This window comes from Thermorhabdus hydrogeniformans, assembly GCF_049310025.1.
Classification (GTDB): domain Bacteria; phylum Bacillota; class Thermosediminibacteria; order Thermosediminibacterales; family Tepidanaerobacteraceae; genus JBJYKD01.
The window spans coordinates 1-12,173 of sequence record NZ_JBJYKD010000030.1; the positions used below are offsets into that span (position 1 = coordinate 1).

General features: G+C 41.9%; 9 protein-coding genes. 8 read left to right on the forward strand and 1 reads right to left on the reverse strand.

What is annotated here, in order from left to right:
• Nucleotides 1-186: 186 nt before the first annotated feature.
• Nucleotides 187-720 carry a nucleotidyltransferase domain-containing protein gene (locus tag ACKX14_RS12810; protein ID WP_422448303.1) on the forward strand — a complete coding sequence of 178 codons (534 nt, stop codon included), beginning with the start codon at nt 187-189 and terminating at the stop codon, nt 718-720.
• Entirely contained in the window at nt 717-1,262 is a 546-nt protein-coding gene (locus ACKX14_RS12815; protein WP_422448253.1) for a flavodoxin family protein, read from the forward strand. Before ACKX14_RS12810 ends, ACKX14_RS12815 begins: the two co-directional genes overlap by 4 nt.
• A gap of 121 nt (nt 1,263-1,383) precedes the next feature.
• Here the strand turns inward: ACKX14_RS12815 and ACKX14_RS12820 are convergent, their stop codons facing one another.
• Nucleotides 1,384-2,685: a purine-cytosine permease family protein gene (locus ACKX14_RS12820; protein ID WP_422448255.1), complete on the reverse strand. Its 1,302-nt coding sequence runs from the start codon at nt 2,683-2,685 to the stop codon at nt 1,384-1,386.
• A 248-nt stretch (nt 2,686-2,933) separates the two neighbouring features.
• Here ACKX14_RS12820 and ACKX14_RS12825 point away from each other — a divergent pair, with 248 nt between their 5' ends.
• The 6 genes from ACKX14_RS12825 (at nt 2,934) to ACKX14_RS12850 (ending at nt 12,165) form a co-directional block, all read left to right on the forward strand.
• Nucleotides 2,934-4,637 (forward strand): PucR family transcriptional regulator, encoded by a 1,704-nt coding sequence (locus ACKX14_RS12825; protein ID WP_422448257.1) that lies wholly within the window; start codon nt 2,934-2,936, stop codon nt 4,635-4,637.
• A 230-nt stretch (nt 4,638-4,867) separates the two neighbouring features.
• Entirely contained in the window at nt 4,868-6,196 is a 1,329-nt protein-coding gene (locus ACKX14_RS12830; protein ID WP_422448259.1) for a purine-cytosine permease family protein, read from the forward strand.
• A complete protein-coding gene (locus ACKX14_RS12835; protein WP_422448260.1) occupies nt 6,189-7,286 on the forward strand; it encodes a M24 family metallopeptidase in 1,098 nt (365 codons plus the stop codon). The genes ACKX14_RS12830 and ACKX14_RS12835 overlap by 8 nt, the downstream gene beginning before the upstream one ends.
• A 115-nt stretch (nt 7,287-7,401) precedes the next feature.
• Nucleotides 7,402-9,453: a hydantoinase/oxoprolinase family protein gene (locus tag ACKX14_RS12840; RefSeq protein ID WP_422448262.1), complete on the forward strand. Its 2,052-nt coding sequence runs from the start codon at nt 7,402-7,404 to the stop codon at nt 9,451-9,453.
• 3 nt (nt 9,454-9,456) lie between these two features.
• Nucleotides 9,457-11,193 (forward strand): hydantoinase B/oxoprolinase family protein, encoded by a 1,737-nt coding sequence (locus ACKX14_RS12845; RefSeq protein WP_422448264.1) that lies wholly within the window; start codon nt 9,457-9,459, stop codon nt 11,191-11,193.
• 198 nt (nt 11,194-11,391) lie between these two features.
• Nucleotides 11,392-12,165 (forward strand): aspartate/glutamate racemase family protein, encoded by a 774-nt coding sequence (locus ACKX14_RS12850; RefSeq protein WP_422448266.1) that lies wholly within the window; start codon nt 11,392-11,394, stop codon nt 12,163-12,165.
• Nucleotides 12,166-12,173 lie beyond the last annotated feature (8 nt).

Here is a 12,173-nt window from a genome sequence, read left to right on the forward strand (position 1 = left end):
AGATAACGCACCTCATTCCCCATAGTGACATTTTATCACGATAGTCTACAAGGTGACATTATCATAAAATAACCACATCAAATAAAAATAAGGGTTTAATTAATTTTCTCAATGATATACAATTATATTAATCTCTAATAATAATTCTGTAATAAAATAATAATTGTTGTTCAGGAGGTGAGTGAAATAGACAGGTCCGTCTTTTTAAAAGTGTTAGAAAAGATAGAAAACAGGCTCCGGGACAGCGGTGTGAACTGGGCTGTGACCGGCAGCCTTGGCTTTTGGTTACAGGGTATGCCCACAGAAGTCCATGACATCGACATTCAGACAGACAAAAGGGGTGCTTATAGGATCGAGCGCCTTTTGAAAGAGTACGTTATAAGAAAAGTGGAGTTTTCCCAGGCCGATAGGATTCGATCATATTTCGGAGCTTTGATGATTGACGGCATAAAAGTGGAAATTATGGGAGATATTCAGAAACTGGTGGGCGAAAAATGGGAGGAGCCCGTGGACATTGAGAAATACAAAAATTTTGTATACGTGCATGACATGAAGATTCCCGTGCTCTCCCTGGATTATGAATATCAGGCGTATAAAAAAATGGGGCGGATTGAAAAAGCTGAAATGATAAAAAAATGGCTGTCGGAAACAAGGCGGAGGCATCATGACGGCGAATTTGATAATATTTGCTATAAATTAGGGGAGGAGAAATCTATATGAAAATACTGGCTGTACAGGCAAGTCCGAGGCATAATGGCAATACCGCCCTGCTTCTGGAGCATTACCTCAAAGGGGTCAGAGAAAAATATCCGCAGGCGGAAATCCAGACTGTTTATTTGCATGGGAAAAATATCGAGCCCTGCAGGGGATGCAACCGATGTAAAGAAGAAAGATGCGGCTGTGTCATCCGGGACGACATGCAGGATTTATATCAGAAATTCCACAGGGCCGAGGTGCTGATCTTTGCTACGCCCGTATACTGGTGGAACATAACCTCCCAGCTGAAAAGGTTTATGGACAGGATGTACGCTATTGACGTGGAGTCGGGTTTTAAAAATAAAAAATTTGTCCTGCTGCTCACATACGGTGGGGCTCTTCCAAATTCCGGGCCAGAACTGGTACAGCGGACATTTAAAGAAATCTGCGATTACGTGCATATGGATTTCGTCCAATTTTACGGCACATGCACTGACGATTACAAACCGGTCGAGGAAAACCAGGAAGCTCAAGAAGCGGTTTACGAGATGGGAAAGGCCCTGTAACAAGTCTCATACTTTTAGCAGCGGGGTTTTGCGTAGACGAGCAACAAAGATAAGCAGAGCGCCAGACCAGGCGCCCTGCCAAGTGTTTAAATGCAGGATAAGGCAGGGGTAACCCCTGCCTTCAGACGGAAGACAAACGTCCGGTTTCGGGTGCAACGCATAAACCGAGTGCTTTATGATACACATAGTATATGAGTCCACCTATGATCATGCCGTTTACGGCTGGTATGAAAAACTTGATTTTCCATGATATTAACCCGCCGATTAACACGGAAATCAAACCCGGCCAGTATATGCCTTCCTTTTGAATGAATCTTTTTCTGGAAACGAAGAAGTATTCGGTAATTATTACACCGGCCACAGGCGTTACCCAGGATGCGAGTATGGATACAAAGTTAAGGAAGTAGCTCACAATACCCGATATGGCAAATGCTGTGCCCACGAGAGCGGAAATAAGCGTAAGATAGAACCTGCTGCCGCCAAACACCTTTTTTAATGCGAGACCCGAGCTATACGCAGATGTGATGCATGTGGTCCACTGGAGCAAAAAGACAAACACCAGGGCCATTGCCGGCATGCCCAATTTTATCATAACCTCTACAATGTTCCATGGTTCCTTTACACCGAGTTTCGTTGCCGAAAGGGCCATTATCATGCCCGCGATTGTGAGGACTGAAGTAGCCGGGAAAAGACCAACAATGCCCGAATACGTCATATCGCTCCATTTGTTTTTTATCCATCTTGTATAATCGGCAACGAAAGAACATCCTACGGCAATCATGCCGATCTGCATGTTTATGCCCCACATCAGCCCCATATTTTGCTGCGGATTATAAGCCCAGAGGCTGCCTATTCCCGTCCCCATTATAGCTTTGCCGACGCCAAATATAATGATATAAATCATTATGGGAAGACTTACCCAGTTTAACCATGCCATGGATATAATACCATACATGGCGGGAATCGCAAAAACGACACCAAATATTAGTGTTACAATATTAAAAACTGTTTTGCTCATGGGAATTACTGCGGCCATAGCCTGAGTTGCTATTGAAACCTCGATGCCGTACCAGGCAACACACGGTATGACAGTTACAATAAAAGATGTGGCTATGTCGCTTCCTCTTTTTCCAAAAGCGCATTCGCCGATAAGGTAAGTGTTTAATCCCTGTTCCGCTCCAATTTTGCCGAGCGGGATGTAGAATAATACAAGTAGGGCGACAAGGCCTAAAAACATGGCCGTAATGGCCTGCCATAATGCAAGGCCGTAAATTAAGCCTCCACCTGCCATACTACCCGCAAGCACGGCGCACATTCCGATATATACGCTGGCCGCATAAAACCAGTGTTTTCTCATCGATTGTGGTATGGGCTTTTGAGAATACTCTTCTTCAAAATTTACCTGAATGTTGGTTTTTTCCATACTACCGTACTCCTTTCTGAAAATAAAAAACTGTATATTAGATTTTTGGGTAAAAATTTTTTTACATCACCTCCGCGTTTTATGATAATTTTTGACAAACCGATGAAAATATAAAAAAAGTTGATATAATATATTAAATAAAACTGGCTTTTTTCCTGCTCGTAAAACAGAAATAACACTGGCAACAAGAAACAAATTTATGCTTAGTTTTTATTTTAAGTAGACAAAGCAATATTGGGGGATTTTTGATGGAAGGCATAACCGTAAAAGAGGTTTACGAAATTTTAAGAGAAGACGGCGTTTACTGGGCTGCGGGTAAAAACGGGGAAGACAGGCTTATAAAATCGGTGAGTGTTATAGAAATTCCCGATTGTTTTGAATGGCTTCAGGGTGGAGAAATGATATTGACCACGCTGTATCCATATAAAACTATTGATGAGAAGCTCGATCTCATAAGAGGTTTGAACAAAGGAAGGGCTGCGTGTATATGCATCCACCCGGGCAATGATCCGTTTCCTCATGTGCCCGATTGTTTGATAAAGCTTGCGGATGAAATAAATTTTCCTTTATTCTTAATAGAAAGAAAAGTGCCTTATTCCATAATCATGAAAAAAACATATGAAGCTCTGTTGAACAGGGAAGAGCTGGCCCTTAAAAAAGCGCAGGAGATTAACAATGTGATGAATAATATCTTATTGACCAATGGAGGGGTGCATGAAATAATAGACAAATTGTCAGCTATTACAAATAAAAGCGTGATTTTTCTCGATGAAAATTTTAAACCTGTTGATGTGGTTGTAAGAGGGAAAAATGGCAGTTTAATTGAGGAAGAATTGGCAAGAATATGCGATTTCGCAAAAAGTTATGTTGAAGCAAATATATTATACAAAAAAAGCAGAAACAAACCGGACCAAACTCACATTGTTGCTTGGAAAGAAGGCTTTAATCTGGCAATTGCCGTTGTGAACATAAATGATGAGATGGATTATTATCTGTTAGTCATAAAGGAAGGTGAAATGACTGAATTTGAAAATAAATTGTACAAAATTGCATTTCCAGGGACAATTACCGCTTTGAAGATAGACATATTAAAAAATCTGGCCATTCTGGAAACGGAACAAAGGCTTAAATCGGACTTTTTTGAAGACATAATAAATGATACCTATACCTCGGATGAACTTATGAAAAAAAGAGCCCGGACCCTTGGTTTAAACCTTCTTGATAAAAATTTTGTTGTCATTATTGATATTGACGATTTCGAAAAATACTGCAGGGACAATTATGAAAAGGGCGAAGAGCATATCCAAAAGGTAAAGAGAGACTTGAAGAAGGCCATTGAAGAAGCATGCAAAGACATAAAGAACAGGGTCCTGCTTTTTGTTCCAAAGAGCGATGAGGGCGTACTTCTTATAGGTTTTACTCAAATTGAATATATGAGAGAAATGCTTTATAAAAAAATGTTAAACGATTTTTTTTATAAAGTAATAGAAAGATTTTCCGCAAACAATCCGGATGTTACGTTGTCGATCGGAGTAAGCTCGGGCATGGAAAATATCGGGGAATTGAAGAGGGCATACAAAGAAGCCGTCTTTGCCAAAGATATAGGCAATAAGTTGTTCGGCAGAGGGAAAATTAATTTTTATGATAATCTTGGGATATATAAATTGATATCGATTCCGGATAAAAAGGAGGACATATTAAGGGATCGATGGTTTTTCAGACTTTATGAGTATGATAGAAATAAAAACGGCAACCTTATAGAAACACTGGAGGTTTTTCTGGACAGCAACGGCAGCATAAAAGATACGGCAAAAAAGCTCTACACCCATCCCAATACTATAAAATACCGCCTTAAAAAGGTCAAAGAGCTGACGGGTGAAGATATACTGCAGGATGAACAGAAAAGGCTTTATTACCATATCCTCATAAAAGCGTTGAAGATGCTTTCTTGACGCATTTGGAGCATGAAGTAAGAATAAAAAATGCAATTGTATTTAGATAATAAAAAAAACCATTATTTTTGTCCTGTAAATATATTGAATATATATAAATTTATATGGTATTTTCATACACAAATGAGTTGCAGTAATATTTAAAACATACCACGAGAAAATTTAAGTAAAAAAGGAGGGGTTTAAATTTAGATACTTGTAGCTGAAAAATTTTTCGAGGGGTGAAATATGTGACAGAAGAAAAAAATTTATTTAATGAAGAAGCCGGTCTCGAGTCGATTCCCACGGAAAAAAGAGTGAACTGGCTATCTCCCGCACTGGTATACGCCGGGTGCGAATTCTGCATCCCTGTCATAATGATAGGCAGCGGAATTATAGCAAGTTTTAATTTTAAAGAATTTATAATGGCGGTAATATTAGGCCTGGTTGTTATAACCTGGCTGGGCGACGGTATAAATTGTTATCTTGGCGCCATGACGGGGAGATCTTCATCGGTTATTGCAAGATCCGCATTCGGCGATGTTCAGGCGAGAATAATCGTCTCTCTGGCGGTTTTAATAATGACGGGCGGCTGGTGGGCCCTTCAGACGGCGGTGACGGGCAATGCGTTGTGCGCGATGTTTGGAATAGACTATACGAATAATTTTATGGTGTGGGCAATAATTACTATAATTGCGGGAATTATATTTGCAATTCCACCTATAATCGGTTACAGTTCAATGGCGTGGACCGACTATGTGGCGGTTCCTGCAGGTATGCTGCTCGTTATAGCCGGATTTTATCTATCGATAAAAGGCAGCGGATGGGAGAAGATATGGACTTATAACCCGCAGCACAATATGTTGTTTACACAGGCGGTAAGCACTTTTGTGGGTGCAAATGTAGCGCAATTTGTAATATTTGCAGACTATGCAAGATTTTGTAAACCCAAAGCGCGAGATGCTTTCCTGGTACCCAGCGGTGTAGTTGTGACGGGGTTTATATTGTTCATTATGGGCGCGGTAATGGGCGTAGGAAGGGGAACGTATGATATTGTGGCACTGATGCAGCAGCTGGGATTTGGCTGGTGGGGATTTTTGATCTTGTGGCTGGCCCAGTGGACGTCTCAACTGGTAAATGATTATTCGATGGGGCTTTCGCTGTGCAATATGTTTAACATGAAGACCAATAATCAAAGAAAGTATTTAACCGCCCTTGGTACGGTTATTGCTCTGATTGTGGCGCTAGCGGGCATACTGAATCAATTTCAGAACTTCCTGTATTTGACCGCCCTGTCTTATCCGGCAATTGGTTCTATCCTTGCGGTTGACTATGTATTTGTCAATGATAAAAAATGGGAAGACAAGAAGGGATGGAACTGGGTCGCGACGGTTGCTTTGATTTTCGGGATAGCGGTGGGTTATTATACACAGTATGTAAAACCGTGGGGGATACCGGCGGTGCAGAGCTATTTAATAAGCGGATTACTGTATTATGTTTTAATGTATGTTAAGGCGCAAATTCAACCCGATCAATTTACTCCAATGAAATGGAGAAAGAGTGGTGCGATTAATGCTTAATAAAGTAAGAGTGACCAGACTTGTGGAAATTATGTCTGGGGAAGATGTGGATGCAATGCTTATAGGGCCGTCTGCGGATCTGGAGTATATGGCAGGTTACTCTCCGCTTCCTGATGAAAGATTTAAATGTCTGGTCGTGCTATCAGACGGTGGATGTTTTTATATTTCACCCTCGCTTTATTTTGAGGAAACAAGAAATAAAATAGGTGCAGATATAAAAATATACGTATGGGATGACAAAAGCGGTTTTTTAGGCGCCATGGAATCCGCAAATAGAGATTTTAAGCTGGATAAAAAACGCATAGCCGTCAATGAAGGAATCAGGGCTGTTGATTTAATAGACATCCAGACGGTAATTAAATCAGACTTTGTTAAAGGCACCAATATACTGGAAGAGTTGAGGATAATAAAAGACGAAGAAGAAATTAAAAATTTAAAATATGCTTCAAAAATAGCTGACCAGGTTATGGAAGAAATTATAAAATTTATAAGACCGGGCATGAAGGAAAGAGCTGTAAAGGATAAAATAAAGGAATTATGCTTTGAAAAAGGTGCAAACGGTTTATCTTTCGAGCCGTTAGTAGCATCGGGGCCGAACAGTTCAATGCCTCATTATTGTGGAGAGGATAGATTCATCCGGGAAAAAGACATAGTCGTTCTGGATTTCGGCTGCAGATATAACGGCTATTGTTCCGATATTACAAGGACGGTCTTTGTCGGGGAAGTATCGGAGGAAGAAAAAAGAATTTACGATATTGTGGCGGCGGCAAACCTTGAGGGAGAACGGGCTGTTAAAGCAGGAATAAGTGCCGGGGAGGTAGACCGTAAGACAAGATCGGTTATTGAGAAAGCAGGATATGGAGAATATTTTATTCACAGGACGGGCCACGGCATCGGTGTGAGTGTTCATGAAGCTCCATATATAAAGGAAGGAAACAAACAAATCCTCCAGAAGGGCATGGTATTCAGTGTGGAACCGGGCATCTACCTTCCGGACAGATTTGGCATTAGAATAGAAGATCTGGTTCTGGTCAAAGATGGTGGTGTTGAAGTATTAAATGCATTTCCAAAGGAACTGGTGGTTATTTAAATTTAAAGTGGGCAATTAACCTCAAATGGCCCTGGGTCTTGGCATGTAAGACAAGAACAAGGGCCAATCCCTTTGTTATAATACTTAATTTATTAATTAACGGGAGGTTTGAAAATTGAGTTACAGAATCGCTATTGACATTGGTGGTACTTTTACCGATTATGTGGCAATGAATGAAGAAACGGGAGAACTTACCGTAACAAAAGCCTCAAGCACCCCGAAAAATTTCGCCGATGGGGTAATGGATGCTATTGAGAAAGGAGGTATATCTTTAGAAGAGGCCAATTATATCGTGCACGGCAGTACAATAGTTATAAACGCTTTGACGGAAAGAAAAGGCGCAAAAACGGCGTTAATCACAACAAAGGGCTACAGAGATGTTCTGGAAATAGGCAGGGCAAACAGGACGGATCTTTATAATTATTATTACACCAAGCCAAAACCATTTGTTCCCAGAATGTACAGATTTGAAGTTGAAGAAAGAATGGATAAAGATGGGAATGTTCTCGTGCCACTGAATGAAGAGCAGGTAAAAAACATAGCCGCAAAGTGCAAAAAAGAAGGGATTGAGGCAATAGCGGTATGTCTTCTCCACTCTTATGCCAATTCAGAGCATGAAGAAAAAATAAAAGAAATACTGATGAACGAATTGCCCGGTATAGAAATAAGTATCTCTTCGGAAGTGATTAAAGAGTGGCGTGAGTATGAGAGGACCAATACAACGGTGTTTAACGCATATGTTAAGCCGGCTGCCAGCAGGTATCTCGACACATTAAAAGAAAGAATGAAAAAAAAGGGTTTGAAAATTGAACCTTATGCCATGCAATCCAATGGCGGCACAGCCACCTTTGAGATGGCGAAAATTAATCCAATTAATATTATAGAGTCGGGGCCGGTAGGTGGAGTGATAGGCGCCAATGAACTTGGGAAGATAATAAACGAAAAAAATATCATTACTTTTGATATCGGAGGGACAACTGCAAAAACCTCTTTAATATATAATAACGAAGTGAAAATTACGACGGATTACAGGCTGGAACAAACTCCGGTTTATTCAGGTTATCCTGTAAAAGCGCCCATCGTTGACATTATAGAAATCGGAGCCGGCGGCGGGAGCATAGCATGGATTGACTCGGTAGGAAACTTGAAGGTCGGCCCGCGCAGTGCAGGAGCTGACCCGGGACCCGCCTGTTATGACAGGGGAAATATGGAGCCGACTCTGACGGATGCCAATATGATTGCGGGAAGAATTGATCCTGACAGATTTCTTGGCGGAAAATTCCCGGTTAATATTAAGAAATCTTATGAAGCCGTAAAGAAAATCGCCGACTATTATAAAATTACCGTAGAAGAAGCGGCAAGAGGGATTATACGTATAGCCAACAACAATATGATGAATGCTTTAAAGCTTGTGTCGGTCAGGAAGGGTTATGACCCGCGAGAGTTCATTATGGTTGCGATGGGCGGCAACGGCGCCATTCACAGCCCGGCTCTCGGTAAGGAGCTGAAAGTGAAAAAGATTGTGATACCCAGGTATCCTGCAGTATTTTCGGCATGGGGCATGTTGATGACGGATCTGAGGCAGGACTTTATACAGACCAGGATAACAAAAGCGTGCGATGATAATATTGAATTGGTAAATGAAATTTATGACGGCATGATTGCTAGAGCCCTTGAACTTTATGAAAATCATGGAATTAAAAAAGAGGATATAATCATTGTAAAGTCGGCGGATATAAGGTATGTAGGACAGGAGCATACGGTGAAGACACCCGTTCCTGCCAGTATATTGGGATCCCGGGATATGGTTACAATAAGAGATAATTTTGAGAATCTGCACGAACAGTACTATACATTTAAATTGCCGGATTCACCGATAGAATTTGTCAACTTTAATATTACAGCTTTTGGAAAAGTTAAAAAAGCCGAAATTAAACCGCTTAAAATCACAGGGAGACCGGAAGATGCTGTAAGATGCAGGAATGTGGTAGATTATGACGAATACGGCAAGATAGAAGTGCCGGTTTATATAAGGGAAAAATTGGGCGCAGGCAGTGAAATAAAAGGCCCGGCCATTGTGGAAGAAGAGACCTCTGTAACAGTGCTTTATCCCGACCAAAGGCTATATGTCGATGAATATGGAAACCTGATTATCGAGGAGGCGTAACACATGGCAAAAGTGGATAAATTTACGCTGGAAAATATAGGCGACGGTCTTATAGCGGCTGCGGAAGAAATGTTCCTCAGCTGGGGAAGGACAAGTCAGAGTACAATAATTTACGAAGTGCTGGACTATGCCGCGGGATTGACGGATGCAAAGGGGGATTTGATAGGCCAGGCGAACGGTGTGACGGGTTTCCTCGGAACGATCACATATTCTGTGAAATCCGTGATAGAAAAATTCGGCTATGATGGTTTAAACCCCGGCGACATAATCCTGACAAATGACCCTTACAACGGCAGCGGAACACACCTTTGCGATGTTTCCGCCGTAATGCCCATATTTTATAAAGGCGAGATAATAGCCTTTGCGGCGAACAAAGGCCACTGGAATGAGATCGGCGGGAAATCACTGGGGAGCTGGTCGACGAATGCCACAGAAATATATCAGGAAGGATTGCAGTTTCCAATCATCAAGGTATATGAGCAGGGGAAATTGAATGAAGCTGTAAGAGACATGATTGAGGCTAATGTAAGGACTCCTGAGATGACTCTGGGAGATCTGTATGCACAGACCGCGTCTTTAAGGGTTGCAGAAAAGAGGATAATCGAACTGGTTGAAAGATACGGCAAGGAATCGGTTCTTGAAAGCATTCGAATGATGATGGAAAATGGGGAAAAACTTGCAAAACAGGAGCTAAAAAAGCTGCCCCACGGGACCTTCGAAGCGGATGGTTATATAGATACGGAATCAAATAATATTGAAGATGTATATATAAAAGCTAAAGTTACAATAGACGACGACAACTTCATAATTGACCTGACCGGTTCAGGTTCCCAGGTGCCCGCGCCGATAAACTGCACAAAATACGGAGCCTACTCTGCGGCAAGGGTTGTCTACAGGGCTATCGTCTGCCCGCATGCCGAAGCAAACGAAGGGTTTTACAAACCATTGAAAGTAATAGTTCCTGACGGCACGGTTTTTTCGGCGGTAAGGCCGGCGCCTGTCTCATGCAACTGGGAGGCTTTCTCCCATTTAACGGATCTGGTGGCTAAAGCTTTGGCGCCTTATGCGCCGGAAAGAGTCACGGCGGGCCATTTTTTGAGTATAATCGGCACCATAGTTGGCGGTATAGACGACAGGACAAAAGAGCCTTTCGTGCTGTGCGAACCTCAAGCAGGAGGTTGGGGGGCGGGGATAAATAAAGATGGAGAGAGCGGTCTGGTAGCCATAGACGACGGTGAAACTTATATCATACCAACCGAAGTGGCGGAAACCCGTTATCCCATACTGGTGGAACAATATGCTTTGAATTTAAACAGCGGTGACGGCAAGTATAGAGGCGGATTCGGACTTATAAGAGATTACAGGATATTGAATTCAAATGCGGAACTCACAACGATTGCGAGCAGGTACAGGCACCTTCCGTGGGGAGTAAACGGCGGAGGTCCGGGTTCCAACAATAAAGTGCAGGTTTTTTGCAATGGTCAAATGATTGAAAAAGCCACTTTTTCAAACTTCCCTTTGAAGAAGAATGATTTGATCAGGTTTATTTCCGGTGGCGGCGGTGGTTATGGCGATCCGCTTGAAAGAGAGCCTCAGATGGTGCTGGAAGATGTTCTAAACGAATACATTACGGTGGAAAAAGCGCTGAAAGTATATGGTGTCGTTATAGAAGAAAAAGATGGCTCACTGGTTGTCAATATGGAGGAAACTGAGAAAGTCAGGCGGCGGATGAAGAAGTAAGAGCCTCCGACTTTATAAGATCTTTAGTTATTGAATAAGCAGGCTGCCGTGGTAAATCAATTACGGGCAGCCTGCAATTATTGTTATCTTTATGCGACAAAAAATCTTCATTTTTTTGTTGTTTAGAGATATGGCTTTGAGTAATTTAAAAAAATTATAATAAAATCATTAGATTTTTGGAAGGAGGGATTTTGCAGCATGTCTAAAATTTTATGGATTAACCCTGTGGGCGCTGATGATTTCGATAAGCCTATTAAAGAGGCGCTGGATGAAATTAAACAGCCTCAAACTCAGGTGGATGTGGTTTCTTTAAAAAGGGGTCCCAGACACCTTGAGTACAGGTATTATGAAGCGCTTGTGATCCCCGAAACGCTGCATCTGATAAAACAGGCCGAAAAGGACGGTTATGATGCCGCCGTAATCGGCTGCTTTTATGACCCGGGGCTTCACGATGCTAGAGAAATAGTGGAAAAAATGGTGGTCACCGCTCCGGCCGAAGCGTGCATGCATATTGCGGCGACTCTCGGGCACAAATTTTCTATCATAGTTGGAAGGGACAAATGGATTCCGCAGATGATGGACAATGTGGTATTAAACGGCCTGAAAGACAAACTGGCATCATTCAAATCTCTCGGCCTTGGAGTTTACGATTTTCATGCCGATGAAAAAGTCACAGTACAAAAGCTTAAAGATGCGGCAAAGGAAGCGGTGGAAAAGGACGGGGCCGAAGCCATCATACTCGGCTGCACGATACAGTTCGGATTTTATAAAGAACTTCAGGAGTATGTAAAGGTCCCGGTGATTGATGCCATTATCGGGCCTTTCAAATATGCGGAATTTCTTGTGGAACTGAAAGACAAATTCGGATGGCTCCACAGCAAGAAATACGGCTTCGAAACGCCGCCGCTTTTTGAAATTAACCAGTGGGAGCTGGAAAAACAATACGGTATTAAAGGATTATGGGACAAATAAGGAGGAAG

Excerpts from the sequence above, each read along its gene's own strand:
- ACKX14_RS12815 (WP_422448253.1), top strand. The coding sequence starts at position 717 with ATGAAAATACTGGCTGTACAGGCAAGTCCGAGGCATAATGGCAATACC.
- ACKX14_RS12820 (WP_422448255.1), bottom strand. The coding sequence starts at position 2,685 with ATGGAAAAAACCAACATTCAGGTAAATTTTGAAGAAGAGTATTCTCAA.
- ACKX14_RS12825 (WP_422448257.1), top strand. The coding sequence starts at position 2,934 with ATGGAAGGCATAACCGTAAAAGAGGTTTACGAAATTTTAAGAGAAGAC.
- ACKX14_RS12835 (WP_422448260.1), top strand. The coding sequence starts at position 6,189 with ATGCTTAATAAAGTAAGAGTGACCAGACTTGTGGAAATTATGTCTGGG.
- ACKX14_RS12845 (WP_422448264.1), top strand. The coding sequence starts at position 9,457 with ATGGCAAAAGTGGATAAATTTACGCTGGAAAATATAGGCGACGGTCTT.
- ACKX14_RS12850 (WP_422448266.1), top strand. The coding sequence starts at position 11,392 with ATGTCTAAAATTTTATGGATTAACCCTGTGGGCGCTGATGATTTCGAT.